This window comes from Vreelandella nigrificans (assembly GCF_002374315.1).
In the GTDB taxonomy this organism is placed as follows: Bacteria; Pseudomonadota; Gammaproteobacteria; order Pseudomonadales; family Halomonadaceae; genus Vreelandella; species Vreelandella nigrificans.
The window spans coordinates 19,977-39,442 of record NZ_NWUX01000012.1 but is presented as its reverse complement, the minus strand read 5'-3'; the positions used below and the strand labels follow the sequence as shown (position 1 = coordinate 39,442).

The following is a 19,466-nucleotide window of genomic DNA, read 5'->3' as shown; positions in this document are numbered from 1 at the left end:
GCCTAATGCAGCGAGCGCTCAGCCACGGCTCTTTTTTAAGGTTCTATTTATTGCTGGGGCTAGCACTGTGTGTCGTATTCCTGATTGCTTTAGGAGGGCGCTCGTTTATTGAGCAGGTTCGTCGCGAGGATTATCGAGAGCAGCTTGCCGCACTACCCATGTCATTAATGACGCAACAGCTTGCTAACTTACCCATAGAGCAGCGTGAAGAGCGCTTAAACCGCTTCTCTGAAGAGCTGGGTATGCAGTTAACGTTACGCCAGCTTCATGATGCTGGCCTTGGGTATTTTAAGCGAGCCCGTATTGAGCGAGGCGCTGTTGTTGTCGATGAATCGCCTTGGCGGCTTCGCCAGCGGCTACCTGGAGGCAGCGAGAGGGATAGCTGGGTGCTGGAAGCCTCCTTGGCTTCGTGGAGCGAGCGCCAGTGGCAGGGTAGTGTAGCATTGCTGGGGGAGTGGCTGGTGGCGATGCCCACAAGTGACCGGCCAGCCGCCATCGCGTCGCTGCGCCCAGGCAGTTGGCCGCTAACGCTACTTTCTACTCTGCCTGATGACCTGACGCCTGAGCAGCGGTTTCAGCTCACATTGGGTGGTGTCATTACACGGTTAACGACCGATAAACTATCGATTACCTTGCTCTATCAGCTCCCTGGTGAAAACCAGTGGGTACAAGCTGGCCCAATCTCCCGTGGCGATACGTTACCGCTTAATCTGCATTTGCCGCTGCTGGTCGGTCTAATGATCGTGCTCAGCCTAATTCTTTACTTAATTATGCGTAGCATTGAAGCTCGTATGGCGCGCCTAGAACTTGCCGCCACGCGCATCGCTAGTGGCCGTTTGGAAACCCGAGTAAAAGTAGAAAGCGGTGACTTTTTAGGTCGTGTAGGCATGGCGTTTAATGGCATGGCTAATCAGGTGCAAACCTTACTGCGCGGTCAGCAGGAAATGATTCGTGCTGTTTCCCATGAGCTACGCACTCCTGTTGCGCGCATCCGTTTTGCGGTGCAAATGGTTGAAGATATGACAGACCAGCCAGCGATTCGGCGCCAGTTGCAGGGTATTGATGCGGATATTGCAGAACTCGATGAACTGGTTGATGAGATCCTCACCTATGCGCGTTTAGGTGGTGAAACCATTCATGGTGCTGAGCTGGCGATGGCGCTAGTCGAGTGCCGGGCAATGGCTGAACGCGTTATTGATACCTTGTCGCCGCTGCATAAAGAGCTGCGCTTGGCGCTTATTTCAGGCCCGGAAATTGAGCTACTAGCTGAACCCCGTTACCTACAAAGAGCACTACAAAATCTAGTAAGCAATGCCTGTCGATATGGTAAATCTCAGGTAGTAATTCGTTTATGCGATGAACCTAACTTAGTACGTATTGATGTCGAGGATGATGGCCCAGGCATTCCCTTGGAAGCACGAAGTGATATTTTTAAACCTTTTGCACGGCTTGATAATAGCCGTGCCCGCAGCTCAGGAGGCTATGGGCTGGGGCTTTCTATTGTGCAGAAAATCATGGCGGGCCATGGTGGTAGTGTGACCGTCGATACCAGCCCCACTCTTGGTGGTGCACGTTTTACGCTGCTGATTCCTCGTCGCGACATGCCGGCTTAATGCCCGTAAGTACGGCAAACGATGTTTCCCGCGCGGTGCGCAAAAAATCCTGCATCCATGGTGCTTCCAACGTATCTTCACGGATCGCGGCGTATAGTGTGCTCCAGATACCATTTTCGCCTAGCTTAACGGCGCAAACATAATCGCGTTCCAAATACTCGGTTAGTGCCCAGTTGGGCAGTGCACAGACGCCGCGTCCGCTGGCTACGAGCTGCATCATCATAATGGTCAACTCGGCGGTACGGATCTCTTTAGGCCGCACGTTAGCAGGCGACAAAAACTGACTAAAGATATCCAGCCGGGAGTGCTCAACCGGGTAGGTAATCAGTGTTTCATCCGCAAGCGCTTTTGGCTCAATAAAGGCCCGCCTTGCAAAATCATGCTGACGGGAAACCGCTAGCAGCCCTTCGTAGCGAAATAGTGGCGCATAGTGAATTCCCTCTAGTGGCTGGGGGTCAGCGGTAATCACTAGGTCTAGCTGCTCACGGGCGAGCGCAGGAAGTGGATCGAAGTGGTGCCCGCTAGGAATATCAATCTCTACTTCTGGCCAGTGGTCACGAAAATAGTCCACCGTCGGCATCAGCCACTGAAAACAGCTGTGGCACTCAATGGCCATATGTAGCCGACCCTGCTCGGTACCTGCCAAGCGGGCTAAGTCCCGTTCCGCTTTACGTACCGCTGGTAAAATCTCATCGGCCAGTGCCAGTAGACGTAGCCCTGCTCGAGTAAATTCAACGGGGCGTGTTTTTCGCGCGAATAAAGGGCCGTCGACTCGGCTTTCTAAATCTTTAAGCTGGTGCGACAAGGCGGACTGGGTGAGGTGCACGCGCTCGGCGGCTTCTACCAGTGAGCCTGTTTCCCGTAGGGCAAGCAGGGTACGGAGGTGACGTAATTCAATCATTGTGATTTTGATTCATGTTGGGTATTAGAAACTTTAGTTTGATTCACCTTTTTAGGGTGGTCAGACTGTGTGAAATCATTCACGTTGGAAGGTTTCATCATGACAGTTTCTCATATTCTCGGCTATCCCCGCATTGGCGCTCAGCGCGAACTTAAGAAAGTAACAGAAGCTTACTGGGGCGGTGAGGTAACGCGTGAGGGGCTTGAGGCTGCTGGGCAGGCACTGCGTTTACAGCACTGGCACACCCAACAAAGAGCGGGGCTGGATTTTGTTAGTGTAGGTGATTTTGCTTTTTATGATCAGGTGCTTAACGTTTCAGTAATGTTGGGGGCTATACCGGGTCGATTTAATGCTCAGCAAGAAGTGGCAGCAAAGGACGTGGACCTGGACACAGCATTCCGTATGGCCCGTGGCCGTGCTCCCAGCGGTGAGCCTGCTGCCGCCTGTGAAATGACCAAATATTTTGATACCAACTACCACTACTTGGTGCCGGAACTGCATGAAGGGCAGTCGTTCACGCTAGCATCCAAGCGCCTATTTGATGAAGTTGATGAAGCCTTACAAGCGGGATTTACCCCCAAAGTAACCCTTACTGGACCGCTAACCTGGCTGTGGTTGGGTAAAACCAAGGGCAGTGACTTTGACCGCTTAACGTTATTGGACAGCGTGCTGGATGTCTATAGTGACATTCTCTCTCGCTTGGCTACCCAAGGTATTGAGTGGGTACAGCTGGATGAGCCTGCGTTGGTACAGGACTTGCCGCTCGCCTGGCAGCAAGCCTATGAGCGTGCTTACCACCGCTTGCAGTCGGCACAGGTGCAATTACTGGTTGCCACTTATTTTGGCGCCTTGGGGGATAACCTCTCGTTAACCACTCGCTTACCAGTCGCGGGGCTGCATATCGATGCGGTTCGCGCCCCCCAGCAGGTTGAGAGTGTGATTGACCGGTTAAGCCCCCATCAAGTGCTTTCCATTGGTTTCGTGGATGGCCGTAATATTTGGCGCGCCGATTTAGCCGCGCTGCGTGAGCGTTTACTACCGCTGAAAGTACGCCTTGGGCAACGTTTATGGTTAGCGCCAAGTTGCTCACTGCTACACGTACCGGTAGACCTAACTCAGGAAACTGAACTTGATGCTGAGTTGGTTAGCTGGTTGGCCTTTGCCCGCCAAAAGCTAGATGAAGTCGTCACGCTTGCTCGCCTCGTCGATAACCGTGCGACAGCAGTCGATGAGCAGCGCGTGAGTGAAGCAACACGCGCTTTAGATGCACGCCGAGAGTCCGTACGCATTCACCAGCCAGTGGTGAGCCAGCGTTTAGCGGCGATTACCGAACAGGACAGTCAGCGCCGCTCCTCGTATGAGAAACGGGCCGTTGCTCAACGTAGGTCGCTTGCGTTGCCACTATTCCCTACCACGACGATTGGCTCTTTCCCTCAAACCAATGAGATTCGTGCCGCACGGCGGGCATTTAAAGTCGGCGAGCTTAGCCAAGCCGACTATGAAATACGTATGCGCGAAGAGATCGCTTATGTCGTGGAGCGTCAGGAAGCCCTAGGGCTGGATGTGCCCGTGCATGGCGAAGCCGAGCGCAATGACATGGTTGAGTACTTCGGTGAGCAGTTAGAGGGCTTTGCGTTTACTCGCTTTGGCTGGGTGCAGAGTTACGGTACACGCTGTGTTAAGCCCCCGATTATTTTTGGTGATATAACACGACCAACGCCCATGACGGTGCGCTGGAGCGAGTATGCCCAAACACTGACGCAAAAGCCGATGAAGGGGATGCTAACGGGACCGGTAACCATTTTACAGTGGTCGTTTGTGCGTGATGACCAGCCTCGCGCAACCACGTGTCGGCAGATCGCTCTAGCGTTGCGTGATGAAGTGGTGGATCTGGAAAAAGCCGGCATTCAGATTATTCAAATTGATGAGCCTGCACTACGCGAGGGGTTACCGCTGCGCCAACATGAGTGGCAAGCCTATCTTGATTGGGCGGTAGAAAGCTTCCAGCTAAGTGCGGCAGGTGTTGCAGATAGCACGCAAATTCATACCCACATGTGTTACTCGGAGTTTAACGACATTATTGGCGCCATTGCGGCACTTGATGCTGATGTGATTACTATCGAGACCTCACGCTCAGATATGCAGTTATTGGATGCGTTCCAAAATTTTGCTTATCCAAATGAGATCGGGCCTGGGGTTTATGATATCCACACCCCCAATATCCCTGATGTTGCCTGGATGGTTGCGCTAATGGAAAAAGCGTTAGAAAAGATTCCCGCTGAACGGCTATGGGTGAACCCGGACTGCGGCTTAAAAACCCGTGGTTGGACAGAGGTCGAGCCTGCCTTGGCCAATATGGTAGAGGCTGCCAAAATACTGCGACAACGCTACGCGTAAACGGCCAGCGTCCATATTAAGAAGACAAGGTCAGTACCCCTCCAAGGGGAGCTGATCGGGTTGAAGTTTGCCAATTAGCCCCGCTGTGTTAGGCAGCGGGGCTTTTGTGTATAGCTAACTATCGGTAGCTAACTCTTTGATGCATAAGCATAGAGTAGCGTTTCCTGGGCACTAATCGCATCGCCACTGCCTGGGTCTTGCAGCTGATAGCTGCCGTCGCTTTGCAGTAGCCAACTTTGACAGTTGTCGACGAGGTAGGTCTCCAGGTCTTTACGTACCCGGCTGGCAAGCTTCTTGTCCAGCAGAGGGAAGCAGGTCTCAACCCGGTGGAACATATTGCGCGACATAAAATCAGCGCTTGAGCACCAGGTTTCCGACTTACCGTCGTTATGGAAGTGGAACACACGAGTATGTTCCAAAAAGCGACCAATAATGGAGCGCACGCGGATATTACCCGATACGCCTTCAATGCCTGGCTTCAGACAACACATGCCGCGAATAATCAGGTCGCACTCCACACCTGCTTGTGAAGCGCGGTAAAGCGCTTTAATAAGTTTTGGCTCTGTTAGTGAATTACATTTGATAATGATGTGGCCACGTTTGCCCTTACGCGCAAGCTGGGCCTCACGATCGATCATTTCTACCAACCGCTCATGCAGTGTAAAGGGGGCATGGAGCAGGGTGTCAATTTTGCGTGCGCGGCCCATCCCAGAAAGCTGTTGAAACACTTTGTGTACGTCAGCGCATAGTGCTTTATTCGCAGTCAGTAGGCTGTAGTCAGTGTAGAGCTTGGCGGTTTTGGCGTGGTAGTTACCGGTGCCCAAGTGCGCGTAGTAGCGCAGCTCGCCCTTTTCCCGGCGCACGATATGTAGCATTTTGGCGTGGGTTTTATACGCCATAATGCCGTAAATCACGATAGCCCCAGCTTCTTGTAGTCGCGCAGCCAACTGAAGGTTATCGGCCTCATCAAAACGTGCCCGTAGCTCTATCACGACAGTCACTTCCTTGCCGTGGCTAGCCGCCTCTACAAGGGCATTTACAATTGAGGAGTCGGCGCCAGTGCGGTAAAGCGTCTGCTTTACCGCCAGTACATCAGGGTCCCGGGCAGCCTCACGAAGCAAGTCTTCAATAGGTGAGAAGGCTTGAAAGGGATGGTGTAACAAAATATCGCTTTTGGCGATAGCGCTAAATAGGCTGCCGCCTTTTAATGCTTTGGGCACGTTAGGGGTAAATGGGCGATATAGTAGTTCTGGGCGGTCAACGTCGCCTAGTACCGACATCATACGGGTTAAGTTAACGGGCCCTTGTACTCGGTATAGGTCGCTGCTTTCCAGCTCAAATTGACGCAGTAAAAAGCTGCTTAAATCGTCGGGGCAGTTGTCTGCCACCTCAAGGCGCACGCCACTTCCGTAACGGCGAGCCAGCAGCTCGCCGCGTAGTGCCGAGGCTAGATCGGATACCTCCTCAGGATCGACAGTCATATCCGCATTGCGTGTTAGCCGGAACTGATAGCAGCCGCATACGCGCATGCCAGGGAAAAGCTCCTCGGCATGCGCGTGAATCATTGAGGATAGAAACACATATTCCGAAAAGCCTTCTGCACACAGCTCCTTGGGAAGGGCCATTAACCGGGGTAGCGAGCGTGGTGCAGGAAGGATCGCCATACCACCCGCGCGACCAAAGGCATCTTTTCCTTCTAGCTCAACGATAAAATTAAGGCTTTTATTTACCAAACGGGGAAAGGGGTGTGAGGGATCCAGGCCGATAGGGCTGATGACAGGCATAATTTCGCTATCGAAGAATTCTCGTACCCAAGCTTTTTGGGCATCGCTCCACTGGTCGCGGCGACGAAAACGCAGTCCCTGACTCTCCAGGCCTGGCAGTAGTACCTCATTTAAAATTTGATACTGACGCTCAATCTGCTGATGGGCAACTTCGGAGATTTCCGTTAGTACTGCTTTGGGCAAGCGGCCGTCGGCGGCAGTAGTGTCGTCACCCAGCGCCAGTTGATGCTTGAGTCCTGCAACACGAATTTCAAAAAACTCATCCATGTTTGATGAGAAAATAAGCAAAAACATCAAACGGTTAAGAATGGGGTGGGCATCATCTAGCGCTTGTTCTAACACGCGGATATTAAACTGCAAATGTGAAATTTCGCGATTGAAATAGAGCTGCGGATCGTCCAGGTCGGTTTCTAAGTGTGACTCCCGTGCCTGTACGCCGGTAGGCGTTCGATTAATGCGTAGTGGCAAGCTTTCCCCTTCGCCAACATATGGCTCAATAGGCGTTGATGGCACTGAGTCTGGTACTTGGTTGTCCATGGCTGCCCCGCGTAAATGGCTTACTTTAAGCATAGCGTGATAACGCTTATTAGCGGCAGTATGCAGGGAGAAGATGACAAACAAGTGTCACCTGTTTGTCATCTCGACAGCGTAAGTATAAGTAGCGGAGTGGCAGAAGGCGTTAGCGCTGTAGCAAGCGTGCGGCTTCCATGGCGAAGTAGGTGAGGATGCCATCAGCACCTGCGCGCTTAAAGCACATGAGCGACTCAAGTATGACTGCCTCGGCCTCTAGCCAACCGTTATCGAATGCAGCGCGGTGCATAGCGTACTCACCACTTACCTGGTAAGCAAAAGTGGGTACTTGTAACTCGCTTTTGACGCGACGAACCACGTCTAAGTAAGGCATTCCAGGTTTGACCATTACCATGTCAGCTCCTTCAGCGATATCCATGGCAACCTCGTGGAGTGCTTCATCGCTGTTGGCGGGGTCCATCTGGTAAGTGCGCTTGTCCGCCTTGCCCAGGTTGGTAGCGGAGCCGACTGCATCGCGGAAGGGGCCGTAATAGTGAGAAGCATACTTGGCGCTGTAGGCCATGATACGTACGTTATGTAGGTGTTCCTGCTCCAGCACTTGGCGAATAGCGCCGATGCGGCCATCCATCATGTCTGAAGGGGCAACCACATCAGCACCTGCTTCAGCGTGGGAAAGCGCCTGCTTGAGCAAAGTGTCTACCGTGCGGTCATTTTGGACATAGCCATGTTCATCAATAATGCCGTCCTGGCCATGGATGGTATAGGGATCGAGGGCGACATCGGTAATTATGCCCAGCTCAGGCAGCGCTTCTTTTAGGGCCCGAACGCAGCGTTGTACCAAGCCGTTTGCGTTGTAGGCTTCTTCAGCCAGTTCGCTCTTTTGTTCCGCCCCAACCACGGGGAAAAGAGCAAGCGCTGGAATACCGAGCGCATATGCTTCGCGGGCTTGTTCAATAAGCAGGTCGATCGACAAACGCTCAACGCCCGGCATGGAGACCACCGTTTCACGCTGGTTTTCTCCCTCTAGAACAAACACCGGTAGAATCAGATCAGCAGGAGTTAACGTCACCTCCTGCATTAAGCGGCGCGAAAAGTCGTCACGGCGCATGCGGCGCATACGAGTGGCGGGGAAGTGGCGGGGACTTGATGTGCTCAAAGGAGTTCTCCACAAAACGCTAACATAAGGGTGCCCTTAGGCTTACAGTGAGTATATCAGCCATACCTTGCGGCGAAAGCCGCCTTGTGGCGGTTGGATGGACTGGCTAAAGTGGGTAGTTTGGCCAAGTCGCTAGGCATGTGGTGAAAAATAACGGCGACCATAAGGAGATAGGCATGACTAAACAGGTAGCAATCGTATTGGCAGGCTGCGGTGTTTTTGATGGTTCAGAAATCTATGAAACCACCCTAACCCTGCTGCGGCTGGATCAACTGGGCATTGGTTACCGCTGTTTTGCGCCTGATGTGGAACAGTACCACGTGATTAATCATTTAACCCAAGAACCTGTTGAAGGGGAGCAGCGTAACGTACTGCAAGAGTCTGCGCGATTAGCCCGTGGTGAGATCAGCCCTATTACTGAGCTAGATGCCGATGAATTCGACGCGGTGATTGTGCCTGGCGGGTTTGGTGTTGCTAAGAATTTGTCTGACTTTGCCGTTGAAGGCGATAGCATGCAGGTGCTAGAGAGCCTAAAAGAAGCACTGGCAGGTTTTAAAGAAGAGGCTAAGCCCATCGGCTTAATATGTATTGCGCCGGTCATGGTGCCACGCTTACTAGGAGAAGGCGTCGCGGTAACTATTGGCAATGATCCGGGTGTATCTGGCGCAATAAGTGCCATGGGCGGCCTGCATCGCAGCTGTGGTGTTGAGGATATTGTCGTGGACTTAGAGCACCGCGTAGTGACGACGCCCGCCTATATGCTAGCAACACGTATTAGTGAGGCAGCCACAGGGATCTTTAAGTTGGTTGATCGTATTGATGAAATGATGGGTTAAGTAACACCAAGCGCTGGCTAACACCCAAACTGCTTGTTGAGCAAAAAAGCCCCAGCTATCAAAAGGTAGCTGGGGCTTTTTAGTAGGTACTTTTTAGGAGGTGCTTAAGTTTAGCTAAGACTGGTGACCGCTGTTAGTTCTCTTGCTCGTCAGGCGCTTCAGCTTTGCGTTTACGCACTAAACGGCCAAATAGCAGGCCTATTTCGTAAAGCAGGTACATCGGTACAGCCAGCAGACTCTGGGAAATAATATCGGGGGGGGTTAGTAGCATACCGACAATGAAGCAGCCCAAAATAATATACGGGCGCTTTTTGGAAAGGCTTTCAACGGTGGTAGCGCCCGAGAAAATCAGCAAAAACGTAGCAATCGGGATTTCAAAGGCGACCCCGAAAGCGAAAAACAACTTCAGCACAAAGTTGAGGTACTGGTTGATATCGGTCATCACTGCGACATTTTCCGGACCTGTTTGAGTGAAAAACTCAAACAGCAGTGGGAAGACGACGTAGTAGGCAAATGCAGCACCGGCGTAAAACAGAGCAACGCTAGACACTAAGATAGGAATAGCCAATGCTTTTTCATTGTCATACAGGCCTGGCGCTACAAAGGCCCAGGCTTGGTGAAGCACAAAGGGGATAGCGATAAATACCGCAACCACCAAGGTCAGCTTAAAAGGGGCAAGGAAGGGGGAGGCCACTTCGGTGGCTATCATCTGAGAGCCTTCCGGCAACAGGGCCATCAAAGGCTCGGCAACAAAGGTATAAATGTCGTTAGCAAAGGCATACAGGCCAAGAAAGATCACCAGAATGACCACGACGGCTTTAATGAGGCGTGTTCGCAGCTCTATTAGGTGCTCAATAAGCGGGGCTTGGCTTTGTTCGTTACGCGGCTCCTGTGGATCGCCAGACATGCTCATTGGTGATTGCTATCCTTTTTAACGTCAGCCTTTTTTAGATCAGCTTCTTTAACATCAGCCTTGTGAAGATCAGTGGCTTCAGTGTCTTCACGTACCATTTGTAGCGCCTCATCCAGCCGGGCGCTGGCATTGGAAACTCGCTGTTCGGTAGCTTGTTTTGCAGCAGCAGACGTTGAGCTATTGGCCGACGGGGCATCGGCAATGCTCTCAACGTCCTGCTTGGCTTTCTTTAAGCTGTCATCGAGTTTTTTCTGCTGCTCATTCAGCTTCTGGCGTAGCTCTTCTGCTTCCAGTTGCGCGCTAATTTCACGCTGCATGCCGGATACCGTGCGCTTGATCTTGCCAATCCACATGCCAGCGGTGCGCGCAGCTTTTGGCAGACGCTCAGGGCCAAGAACCAGTAGCGCGACTATGCCAATAAGCATCAGTTCAAGGAAGCCGATATCCAGCATGGGTTATTTGCGCTCTTGGTTGCTGTCGGCTTCCGCCGCACGTTTCTCTTCGGCTTGCACATCATAGGTATTGCCAGCCTCATCATGGCTTACTTTAGCCTGGGGCTGGTCGGCGTCTTTCTTGTCGCCATCTTTCTCTTCTTCGTGCATCGCTTTTTTAAAGCCTTTGACTGCACCGCCTAGGTCGGTGCCCACATTACGTAGCTTTTTGGTGCCGAAAATCAGGATGATAATGCCCAGAACAATCAGCAACTGCCAAATACTGATACCACCTAACATATGCATTTCCTCATCGGTGCAGGTTAACGTTGTGTGCGAGACGCTTTTTCGTCGTGACCAGAAATACCAAGCCGCTTGGCTAGCTCATCTAAAACACATTGGTGATCCAGCTCTAAATGCGACAGCATCACCAAGCTATGAAACCACAGGTCGGCGGTTTCAGCGACTAGAGCTTGCCGCTCTTGGTCGCCACCGTGTTCGGCATCTTTTGCAGCCAATAGCGTTTCTGTGGCTTCTTCGCCGACCTTTTCGAGTATCTTGTTCAAACCCTTGTGATGCAAGGAGGCAACATAAGAATCTTCTGCGGCTGCGTGGCGTCGCTGCTTCAATACCTCGGCTAAAGCATCCAGTACGGGCGTTTGGGTAGCTGTCGTACTCATGGCATTCCTTCTGTCAATCGGTAGGGCGTTTTCGCCTGGTATTAGCTTTTGCGTGTCTATTTATTGCCATAATATTACTGCCATAACAGCAGCAGTAGCCCTACGCCTGCGGCAGCTAATACGGGCCACTCCTGGGTAGCAGCCCAGCTGCTAAGTGGCTGCCAAGCTAGCGCAATGGCGACCAGAATCAAACCTACCCGCAGCCGGTAATGGCGTTTGCCTTGACGTGTGAACTGGCGCCGCATGCTGCTGATAGCGCTGACCTGCTGATGGCGCTGGCGGTGCTCATGCTCCATACGGCTTAACGCTTGGTGGGCTAATGCTGGCAGTTCCGGCAGCTGACGAGAGAGCTCGGGTGCTTGGCGCTTTAAAGACTCCCAAAGGCCGCTTACCCCTGCACGCTCTTTCATCCATTGTTCAAGGTAGGGCTTTGCTGTGCTCCATAGATCAAGGTCAGGATAGAGCTGACGGCCCAGGCCTTCGATGTTAAGCAGCGTTTTCTGCAGTAGTACCAGTTGTGGCTGCACTTCCATATTAAAGCGCCGTGCGGTTTGAAACAGCCCCAAAAGCACCTGTCCAAAAGAGATATCCTTTAGCGGTTTCTCAAGAATAGGCTCACAAACGGTCCGAATAGCGGCGGCAAACTCATTAGCACGCGTATTTTCGCCTACCCAACCAGACTCAATATGCAGTGCGGCTACCTCGTAGTAATCCTGGTGGAAAAACGCGAGCAGGTTGCGTGCCAGGTAATCCTGATCTTCTCGGGTTAGGCTGCCCACAATGCCGCAATCGATAGCAATATATTGCGGGTCTTCAGGGTTGTCACAGTTAACGAAAATATTGCCGGGATGCATATCGGCGTGGAAAAAATTATCGCGAAAGACCTGGGTGAAAAATAGCTCTACGCCCCGTTCGGCGAGTTTTTTAAGGTTCGTGCCTCTGGCAATTAAGGTCTCTAGGTCAGCCACAGGAATGCCATGGATACGTTCCTGCACCATGACATGCCGTCGGGTGAAGGGCCAATAAATCGTTGGCACAAACAGCAGTGGCGAGTCTTTAAAGTTGCGCTTTAGCTGGGAGGTGTTGGCAGCCTCTTTGTAGAGGTCCAGCTCATCAAACAGCGTTGACTCATAATCGCGGATGACTTCAACCGGGCGCAGACGTTTAGCCTCGGGCACTTTGGCGAGCAGCTTGGCTACCTGATACATCAGCGCCATATCCTGGCGCATTATGCGGTCAATGCCAGGACGAATGATCTTTACCACCACATCTTCACCACCATGCAGGGTGGCAGCATGCACTTGGGCTATTGAAGCGGAGGCTAGCGGCTCCCGATCAAATGCTGCGAATGCCTCGGTTAGTGACATCTCCAGCTGTTTTTCAACTCTTGCGGCTGCCTGCTCTCCTGGAAAAGGAGGTACCTGGTCTTGAAGCCGCTTTAACTCATCGGCAATGTCTTCAGGCAGTAGGTCGCGCCGGGTCGAAAGCATTTGACCAAACTTGATAAAAATTGGCCCTAGCGCTTCTAGTGCTAGCCGCAGCCGTTGGCCCCTTGAACGCTGGCCGATGGGCACCAAACGCAGTGGTGAAAACCACATCAGCGTGCGCAGCCACAGTGGTAGGCGTTCAACTGGAATCAAGGTATCTAGGCGGTGACGGGTGATCACCCAGACGATTTTGAACAGCCGCAGGCTCATGGACGCTGCTCCTCGGTGTTTAACAGCGTTCGTGTTGGCTGCTCCGAGAGTAGCTGGGTTAAACGTCGCTGAAGGCGGTTCAGCCGCGCTTCCAGGCGGTCAGTAGCAAGCTCAAGCTCGGTTAGGTGGTCACGCAGCAGATGACGCTGCTGGCGGCCGGGTAATAAGCGAGCTTCTTCGAATACGTATTCCGAAACGTCTTGGAACAGCTCATCTTTGGCGCGCAGACCCCAGCGAGCCGCCCGGCGTATGCCTTCGGCCAGGGAGTGCGCCGGGAGGTCGCCTAGCCAGCGAGCCAGTTCACCTTCCCAGTCGATATCCAGGTCAAACAGTAAGTCGCGGGTAGCTTCTACTAAATGAATGCGACCACGAACTGAGAGCTTGCCATCAAACATCAGCCGCTCAACAGAAGCACCGCTCAGCCACTCAGAGAGGGTCTCTGGGGTAAGCTCAACGATGGCATCAACGTCTGTTTCATCCAAATCGTCGCCACGCAGCAGGTCAATACCGGCATGGTGGTAGTGCAGCACCAGCTGTAGGTGAGGCTTTTCTAGCCTTACCAGCAAACGGCTGCCTGCCAGCGCTGCCAGCCGAGAGGGGGCTGCTGGATCGCGTGCGAGGAGGGCGTTCAACGTGCGTTCACATCCGGCCAGCAGTAGGGTCGGGGTTACCAGCATGCTGACCTCTTGATCAGTAACGTCATGGTTTACAGAGACTTCATAGTTTAATACCGCGGTGAAGGGCGACAATACCACCAGTGAGGTTGGTATATTCGACCCGTTCAAGGCCCGCGGTTTCCATCATCTCTTTCAGCGTTTCCTGGTCAGGATGCATACGAATAGACTCCGCCAGATAGCGATAGCTTTCGCCATCACCCGCTACAAGTTCACCCATTTTGGGCAGTAGCCGGAAAGAGTACTCATCGTAAGCTTTGGAAAGTAATGGATTATTGGGCTTTGAAAACTCAAGTACTAAAAGGCGGCCGCCAGGTTTGAGTACACGGGCCATGGAGCGCAGCGCCGCATCTTTATCGGTCACGTTGCGCAGGCCGAAGGCAATGGTAATGCAGTCAAAACTGTTGTCGGGAAACGGCAAACACTCGGCATTAGCCTGGACGTATTCAACGTTGCCGCCTACGCCGTTATCCATCAGCTTATCGCGGCCGACCCTTAACATTGAGGCGTTGATATCTGCGAGCACTACTTTGCCGCTGGGGCCGACAAGGCGCGAAAATTTGAGCGTTAAATCACCGGTGCCACCTGCAATATCCAGGACGTGGTGCCCTGGGCGAACACCTGCGCGTTCGATAGTGAGCCTTTTCCATATGCGGTGAATACCCATCGACATCAGGTCATTCATAACATCGTAGCGGGCGGCTACCGAATGGAAAACATCGGCCACTCGGGACGCTTTTTCGTCAACGGGAACTTCTTGGTAACCAAAATGAGTAGTGCGCTTTTCTGTGGGGCTCATGGGGCTATAGCTCCCGAGTTCGAGGCGGTAATAGTCGACCCAAAGGTCGTCGCATTAAAAGGTTGGCGATATTGTAGCCTTCTCTAGCCCAATTTGTCTGCGCTTCACCTGGGACTCAGCGTCACAGTTGCTTGAATTGTATGCCAGACGGCTCTCGTGAGGCGCCAGCATCCTGTAAGCGCTGCAGATAGTTTTGCCAGTAGTCACCCTGATGCTGGGCAAGGTCGTAGAGGTAGTTCCAGCTATATAGGCCGCTATCGTGCCCGTCATCAAAGTGTAGCTTTAAGGCGTAATTACCTGCTTGGGTAATATTTTGCAGGCCTACGTCTTTTTTACCAACCTGAAGCACTGCTGTATCGCCACCGTGGCCGCGTACTTCTGCAGAGGGGGAGTAGACGCGTAAAAATTCGATAGGCAGGCGGTAGCGTTCACCGTTGGCGTAGTCAAGCTCCAGCTCGCGATCCTGCTTATGGTAGTGAACTCGGGTGGGAGTGGGGGCGTTCATGGATGAGTGTAACCTCTAAAAAGGCGTGGCGATGGCAGCGCGATTGGCTGTCATCGCCACACTCCATGGGTGCTGGCTTACAAAATATAGCGCGATAGGTCTTCGTCGACTGCTAGTTCACCTAGTTGGGCATTGACGTAGTCGGCGTCGATGACCAGTGGGCTGTCCATATCACCGCCTTTAAATGAAGCTTCTTCCAGCAAGCGCTCTAGCACCGTGTGTAGGCGGCGAGCACCGATGTTTTCAGTGCCTTCGTTAACTTGCCAGGATATCTCGGCAATACGTTCGATGCCGTCTGGGGTGAACTCAAGATCCAGCCCTTCGGTGGCTAGTAGCGCCTGATACTGCTTGGTTAGCGAGGCAGAAGGCTCGGTGAGAATTCGTTTGAAGTCGCCGGGCGTTAGCGCATCCAGTTCAACGCGAATCGGCAGGCGGCCCTGCAATTCAGGAATCAGATCCGAGGGGCGCGCCAAATGGAAAGCCCCTGAGGCGATGAACAGAATATGATCAGTTTTAACCATGCCGTACTTGGTGGACACGGTTGAACCTTCGATCAGCGGCAGCAGGTCACGCTGTACACCTTCACGGGAGACTTCACCGCCGCTGGACTGACCGCTGCCCTTAGCGACTTTGTCGATCTCATCCAAGAATACAATACCGTGCTGTTCTACAGCTTCAACGGCGCGTGCTTTGATCTCTTCTTCGTTGACCAGTTTGCTGGCTTCTTCGTCGCGCAGTAGAACTAGCGCTTCTTTCACGGTAACGCGGCGCTGCTCACGCTTTTGCTGGCCCATATTGGAGAACAGGCTCTGCAGCTGGTTGGTCATCTCTTCCATGCCCGGCGGGGTCATGATGTCGATACCATGGCTTTGGGAAGAGATCTCGATATCGATCTCTTTATCGTCGAGCTGGCCTTCGCGCAACTTTTTACGGAATGTCTGGCGGGTGCCGCTATCTTCCCTGGGTTTATCTTCCTGACCGCGAGGAGGGGGCAGCAGAGCATCAAGAACTCGATCTTCTGCGGCGTCTTCGGCACGGTGGCCGACTTCCTCTTTAGCGTGCTCGCGAACCATCTTGATGGCGGCTTCCATTAGGTCGCGGATAATCGACTCAACGTCACGGCCCACGTAGCCCACTTCGGTAAATTTAGTGGCTTCAACCTTGATAAATGGTGCGCGCGCCAGCTTGGCTAGACGGCGAGCAATTTCGGTTTTGCCTACGCCGGTAGGGCCAATCATTAGAATATTTTTCGGGGTAACTTCAGGGCGCAGATCGTCATCGAGCTGCATACGCCGCCAGCGGTTGCGCAGCGCAATGGCCACGGCGCGTTTGGCATCTTGCTGGCCAATAATATATTGATCCAGGGCGTGAACGATTTCGCGGGGTGTCATCTGGGTCATAAGGTGGCCTCAACGGTCGTTGATGTTCAGCTCTTCAAGCGTCACGTGGTGATTGGTAAATACGCAGATGTCACCGGCGATTTGTAGGGATTTTTCGGTAATTTCCCGAGCGGAAAGCTCGGTGTTTTCGAGGAGCGCACGGGCACTAGCTTGGGCAAAATTGCCGCCGGAGCCGATGGCGATAATACCGCGCTCCGGTTCGACTACGTCGCCGTTACCGGTGATGATCAGCGAGGCACTGTGATCGGCCACGGCAAGTAGCGCTTCAAGGCGGCGTAGTGCGCGATCGGTGCGCCAATCTTTGGCAAGCTCAACCGCAGCTTTGGTAAGGTGGCCCTGGTACTTTTCCAGTTGTGCTTCAAAACGCTCAAACAGGGTAAACGCATCAGCGGTGCCGCCAGCAAAACCTGCTAGCACTTTGCCGCGATAAAGGCGGCGTACTTTACTGGCATTACCTTTCATCACGGTATTGCCCAGCGATACTTGGCCGTCGCCAGCAAGGGCAACCTGGTTACCGCGGCGTACGGAGACGATAGTGGTCATGGAGATAACTCCTTGGGGGGAGGCGTGCTCCCGATGACTGATGGGCTGCTTACAGCGGCCGCAAAAAAAGCGATTCCCAACAAAATGCGGGCGGTCGATAAAAAATCAACCGCCCGTGCAATAAAGCCGTTAGATAAAGTAGGGCTTAGGCTATGTTCGGGAGCATAGCGGAGGAACAGGCTCGCTAGTTTTGCAGCTGGATCAGTAGTGGTTCAATGCCCTGAGTGCTCATGAGGTCCTGAGCACGGTTTAGCTCTCGAGTATCCTCGTAGGGGCCCACCTGGACGCGGTGCCAGGTATCTCCACCCGCCTGAACTTCGCTAATCTGCGCCAGCAGGCTCAAGTTGCGCAGGCGACTGCGCAGCTGTTCAGCGTCACTAAGCTCGCGAAATGAGGCGGCCTGCAACATGTAGCGGTTGGGGACGCTGGGGCTGGCGGCTGCTTGCTGTACAGCGGCAATTTGCTCCTCCGGGCGCATATTCGCTGCAATAACTTGTGCAATTGGGTCATCGCCTGCGCTGCTATCCGCGGTGCTTGCTGCGGGCTGCTCGGCGACTTCTGGTCGGGTTACCGTGGACGGTAGCGTTACGCCAGGTGCAATCACCTCGGTTTCAGGAAGCAGTGTGTAAAATTCAAAGGTAGGCATCGAAGGCTCCGCCGCGCTTTCTGTTTGGCGGGCTGCGCTGCGTTCATCGCTACCGGGTGGTTTGGGTAACACTGTCGCCTGCGGGGTTGCTGCACTCTGCTCTTGCCAAGGGGCAGTGCCGTGCTGGTGCTGTGCCAGGAAAAAACCCACGGCCACCCCGGCAAGCCCCCAAAGCCAGCCTGGGGCGCGCCACCCACCGCCGGAGCTGCGGGCAGATTTGCGCTGAGTGGTGGCGCCTCGGCGGGCGGGTTTATTGCTTGGGCTGGCCATGGATTACATCTCCTCTGGGGCGCTGACCCCCATGAGATTAAGTCCGTTGCGCAACACTTGGCGAGTGGCTAAGCCAAGTGCTAAGCGTGTATTGCGCAGGGTGTCGTCGTCAACCATCACTTTGACCGCGTTATAGCAGGTATGGAAGTCGCCAGCTAAGTCCAGCAGGTACTGGGCTATTTGCTGAGGTTCGCGATTCTTGGCGGCGTTCTCGACCACTTCCGGGTAGCGAGCCAAGCGGTTCAACACGGCTTTCTCCTGATCGCTATCCAGCAGGGCCAGGTTAGCCATGGCGAGGCCATGGTCAAACGGCGTGCCTGCTTCTTCGGCTTTGCGCAGCATGCTGGATACCCGCGCATGGGCGTATTGAATGTAGTACACCGGGTTATCGTTCGACTGAGAACGGGCCAGGTCGATATCAAACGTTAACTGCGAATCCGCCCGACGAGCCGCCAGAAAGAAGCGTGTCGCATCGCGGCCCACTTCATCAATCAGGTCTCGCACGGTGACGTAGCTGCCAGCGCGTTTGGAAAGTTTTACTTCAACGCCAGAGCGGGTCACCATCACCATCTGGTGCAGTACGTAGTCGGGCCAGCCTTTGGGAATGCCGACTTCCAGCGCTTGTAGGCCTGCGCGCACGCGGGTAACAGTAGAGTGGTGGTCAGCGCCCTGTTCGTTGATCACGGTTTTGAAGCCGCGCTGCCACTTATTGAGGTGGTAGGCCACATCGGGCAAAAAGTAGGTATAACCGCCTTCGCGCTTACGCATGACGCGATCTTTATCATCGCCAAAGTCGGTAGTGCGTAGCCACAGAGCGCCATCCTCTTCGTAGGTATGGCCGTTGGCGATCAGCTTTTCGACGGTGGCATCTACCTTGCCATCTTCGTAAAGCGATGATTCCAAGAAGTAAACGTCAAACTCAACTCCAAAGGCTTTAAGGTCGAGATCCTGCTCTCGGCGTAGCCAAGCAACTGCAAAGGCCTGAATGGCTTCTAGGTCGTTTGCATCGCCTTTGGCAGTGACTTCGCGATCGTCAGCGGTCACCGTTTTGCCTGCCATGTAGTCGTTGGCGACATCGGTAATGTATTCGCCGCGGTAGCCATCTTCCGGCCAACTGGCGTCGTCGGGGCCAAGTCCTTTCGCACGGGCCTGAACGGAAAGCGCCAGGTTTTTGATCTGGGCGCCAGCATCGTTGTAGTAAAACTCGCGGGTTACATCGTAACCGGTAGCTTCTAACAGGCGACATAGGCAGTCGCCAATCGCTGCGCCACGGCCATGGCCAACGTGCAATGGACCAGTTGGGTTGGCTGACACGAACTCAACTTGTACTTTTTCGCCTTTCCCAATCAGGCTGCGGCCGAAGGCATCGCCGCTATCTAGTGCCTGGGCGACGATTTGTGCGGCGGCATCTGCGGCGGCAAAAAAGTTAATAAACCCGGGGCCCGCAATCTCGGTTTTTTGAATTGCGTCGCTGGCGGGTAGGGCTGCCACCAACGTGTCAGCAAGCTCTCGGGGCTTAATGCCAGCAGGTTTTGCCAGCATCAACGCTAAGTTGGTAGCGTAGTCGCCATGGGCTTTATCTTTGGTAGGGTCAACCTTGATGGCTGGCTGTAGGTCGTTGGGCAGCACGCCTTGGTGCTTAAGCGCGGCAACCGCGCCTTCGAGCAAAGAAATAATCGTGTCTTTCATT

General features: G+C 53.5%; 18 protein-coding genes. 3 read left to right on the top strand and 15 right to left on the bottom strand.

Going from position 1 to position 19,466, the window contains the following annotated elements:
* The first annotated feature begins 5 nt into the window (after positions 1-5).
* A complete protein-coding gene (locus tag CPA45_RS13560; RefSeq protein ID WP_096652299.1) occupies positions 6-1,613 on the top strand; it encodes an ATP-binding protein in 1,608 nt (535 codons plus the stop codon).
* Here CPA45_RS13560 and CPA45_RS13555 read toward each other — a convergent pair.
* Entirely contained in the window at positions 1,576-2,514 is a 939-nt protein-coding gene (locus tag CPA45_RS13555) for a LysR family transcriptional regulator (RefSeq protein WP_096652295.1), read from the bottom strand. The two genes, CPA45_RS13560 and CPA45_RS13555, sit on opposite strands and share 38 nt — an antisense overlap.
* 99 nt (positions 2,515-2,613) lie before the next feature.
* On the opposite strand from CPA45_RS13555, the gene metE reads away from it, so the two are divergent.
* Positions 2,614-4,911 carry a 5-methyltetrahydropteroyltriglutamate--homocysteine S-methyltransferase gene (gene metE / locus CPA45_RS13550; protein ID WP_096652292.1) on the top strand — a complete coding sequence of 766 codons (2,298 nt, stop codon included), beginning with the start codon at positions 2,614-2,616 and terminating at the stop codon, positions 4,909-4,911.
* Positions 4,912-5,039: 128 nt separating this feature from the next.
* Here metE and ppk1 read toward each other — a convergent pair whose 3' ends face one another.
* Together ppk1 and hemB are read right to left on the bottom strand one after the other, a co-directional pair.
* Positions 5,040-7,232: a polyphosphate kinase 1 gene (ppk1, locus tag CPA45_RS13545; protein ID WP_096652453.1), complete on the bottom strand. Its 2,193-nt coding sequence runs from the start codon at positions 7,230-7,232 to the stop codon at positions 5,040-5,042.
* Positions 7,233-7,374: 142 nt separating this feature from the next.
* Positions 7,375-8,382 (bottom strand): porphobilinogen synthase, encoded by a 1,008-nt coding sequence (hemB, locus tag CPA45_RS13540; protein WP_096652289.1) that lies wholly within the window; start codon positions 8,380-8,382, stop codon positions 7,375-7,377.
* A 176-nt stretch (positions 8,383-8,558) separates the two neighbouring features.
* Here hemB and elbB point away from each other — a divergent pair, with 176 nt between their 5' ends.
* Positions 8,559-9,218, top strand: coding sequence for an isoprenoid biosynthesis glyoxalase ElbB (elbB, locus tag CPA45_RS13535; protein ID WP_096652286.1), 660 nt, complete (start codon positions 8,559-8,561; stop codon positions 9,216-9,218).
* Between the two features lie 133 nt (positions 9,219-9,351).
* Here the strand turns inward: elbB and tatC are convergent, their stop codons facing one another.
* The 12 genes from tatC to argS form a co-directional block, all read right to left on the bottom strand.
* Positions 9,352-10,131, bottom strand: a complete 780-nt coding sequence (tatC, locus tag CPA45_RS13530; RefSeq protein ID WP_096652283.1) for a twin-arginine translocase subunit TatC — start codon at positions 10,129-10,131, stop codon at positions 9,352-9,354.
* Positions 10,128-10,583 carry a Sec-independent protein translocase protein TatB gene (gene tatB, locus CPA45_RS13525; protein WP_096652280.1) on the bottom strand — a complete coding sequence of 152 codons (456 nt, stop codon included), beginning with the start codon at positions 10,581-10,583 and terminating at the stop codon, positions 10,128-10,130. Before tatB ends, tatC begins: the two co-directional genes overlap by 4 nt.
* Positions 10,584-10,586: 3 nt before the next feature.
* Positions 10,587-10,862: a Sec-independent protein translocase subunit TatA gene (tatA, locus tag CPA45_RS13520; protein WP_096652278.1), complete on the bottom strand. Its 276-nt coding sequence runs from the start codon at positions 10,860-10,862 to the stop codon at positions 10,587-10,589.
* Positions 10,863-10,885: 23 nt separating this feature from the next.
* Positions 10,886-11,242, bottom strand: a complete 357-nt coding sequence (locus CPA45_RS13515) for a phosphoribosyl-ATP diphosphatase (protein WP_096652276.1) — start codon at positions 11,240-11,242, stop codon at positions 10,886-10,888.
* A gap of 74 nt (positions 11,243-11,316) precedes the next feature.
* Positions 11,317-12,939, bottom strand: a complete 1,623-nt coding sequence (gene ubiB / locus CPA45_RS13510; RefSeq protein ID WP_096652273.1) for a ubiquinone biosynthesis regulatory protein kinase UbiB — start codon at positions 12,937-12,939, stop codon at positions 11,317-11,319.
* Positions 12,936-13,616, bottom strand: a complete 681-nt coding sequence (locus tag CPA45_RS13505; RefSeq protein ID WP_096652270.1) for a ubiquinone biosynthesis accessory factor UbiJ — start codon at positions 13,614-13,616, stop codon at positions 12,936-12,938. Before CPA45_RS13505 ends, ubiB begins: the two co-directional genes overlap by 4 nt.
* 40 nt (positions 13,617-13,656) lie before the next feature.
* Positions 13,657-14,412, bottom strand: a complete 756-nt coding sequence (ubiE, locus tag CPA45_RS13500; RefSeq protein WP_078090153.1) for a bifunctional demethylmenaquinone methyltransferase/2-methoxy-6-polyprenyl-1,4-benzoquinol methylase UbiE — start codon at positions 14,410-14,412, stop codon at positions 13,657-13,659.
* A gap of 121 nt (positions 14,413-14,533) precedes the next feature.
* Positions 14,534-14,917: a gamma-butyrobetaine hydroxylase family protein gene (locus tag CPA45_RS13495; RefSeq protein ID WP_096652267.1), complete on the bottom strand. Its 384-nt coding sequence runs from the start codon at positions 14,915-14,917 to the stop codon at positions 14,534-14,536.
* Positions 14,918-14,994: 77 nt separating this feature from the next.
* Complete coding sequence (gene hslU / locus CPA45_RS13490; protein ID WP_078090155.1) at positions 14,995-16,317, bottom strand: ATP-dependent protease ATPase subunit HslU; 1,323 nt, start codon at positions 16,315-16,317, stop codon at positions 14,995-14,997.
* A 9-nt stretch (positions 16,318-16,326) separates the two neighbouring features.
* Positions 16,327-16,860 (bottom strand): ATP-dependent protease subunit HslV, encoded by a 534-nt coding sequence (gene hslV, locus CPA45_RS13485; RefSeq protein WP_078090156.1) that lies wholly within the window; start codon positions 16,858-16,860, stop codon positions 16,327-16,329.
* Positions 16,861-17,044: 184 nt separating this feature from the next.
* Positions 17,045-17,776 (bottom strand): SPOR domain-containing protein, encoded by a 732-nt coding sequence (locus CPA45_RS13480; protein ID WP_096652264.1) that lies wholly within the window; start codon positions 17,774-17,776, stop codon positions 17,045-17,047.
* Between the two features lie 3 nt (positions 17,777-17,779).
* Positions 17,780-19,465, bottom strand: coding sequence for an arginine--tRNA ligase (argS, locus tag CPA45_RS13475; RefSeq protein ID WP_096652261.1), 1,686 nt, complete (start codon positions 19,463-19,465; stop codon positions 17,780-17,782).
* Position 19,466 lies beyond the last annotated feature (1 nt).

Bases quoted from the DNA above. Each gene is read 5' to 3' on its own strand.
- CPA45_RS13480 (WP_096652264.1), bottom strand. From the start codon at position 17,776: ATGGCCAGCCCAAGCAATAAACCCGCCCGCCGAGGCGCCACCACTCAG.
- tatA (WP_096652278.1), bottom strand. From the start codon at position 10,862: ATGTTAGGTGGTATCAGTATTTGGCAGTTGCTGATTGTTCTGGGCATT.
- hslV (WP_078090156.1), bottom strand. From the start codon at position 16,860: ATGACCACTATCGTCTCCGTACGCCGCGGTAACCAGGTTGCCCTTGCT.
- ubiE (WP_078090153.1), bottom strand. From the start codon at position 14,412: ATGAGCCCCACAGAAAAGCGCACTACTCATTTTGGTTACCAAGAAGTT.
- ppk1 (WP_096652453.1), bottom strand. From the start codon at position 7,232: ATGGACAACCAAGTACCAGACTCAGTGCCATCAACGCCTATTGAGCCA.
- elbB (WP_096652286.1), top strand. From the start codon at position 8,559: ATGACTAAACAGGTAGCAATCGTATTGGCAGGCTGCGGTGTTTTTGAT.
- CPA45_RS13560 (WP_096652299.1), top strand. From the start codon at position 6: ATGCAGCGAGCGCTCAGCCACGGCTCTTTTTTAAGGTTCTATTTATTG.
- CPA45_RS13495 (WP_096652267.1), bottom strand. From the start codon at position 14,917: ATGAACGCCCCCACTCCCACCCGAGTTCACTACCATAAGCAGGATCGC.
- tatC (WP_096652283.1), bottom strand. From the start codon at position 10,131: ATGAGCATGTCTGGCGATCCACAGGAGCCGCGTAACGAACAAAGCCAA.
- tatB (WP_096652280.1), bottom strand. From the start codon at position 10,583: ATGCTGGATATCGGCTTCCTTGAACTGATGCTTATTGGCATAGTCGCG.
- ubiB (WP_096652273.1), bottom strand. From the start codon at position 12,939: ATGAGCCTGCGGCTGTTCAAAATCGTCTGGGTGATCACCCGTCACCGC.
- argS (WP_096652261.1), bottom strand. From the start codon at position 19,465: ATGAAAGACACGATTATTTCTTTGCTCGAAGGCGCGGTTGCCGCGCTT.
- CPA45_RS13555 (WP_096652295.1), bottom strand. From the start codon at position 2,514: ATGATTGAATTACGTCACCTCCGTACCCTGCTTGCCCTACGGGAAACA.
- CPA45_RS13515 (WP_096652276.1), bottom strand. From the start codon at position 11,242: ATGAGTACGACAGCTACCCAAACGCCCGTACTGGATGCTTTAGCCGAG.
- metE (WP_096652292.1), top strand. From the start codon at position 2,614: ATGACAGTTTCTCATATTCTCGGCTATCCCCGCATTGGCGCTCAGCGC.
- CPA45_RS13505 (WP_096652270.1), bottom strand. From the start codon at position 13,616: ATGCTGGTAACCCCGACCCTACTGCTGGCCGGATGTGAACGCACGTTG.
- hslU (WP_078090155.1), bottom strand. From the start codon at position 16,317: ATGACCCAGATGACACCCCGCGAAATCGTTCACGCCCTGGATCAATAT.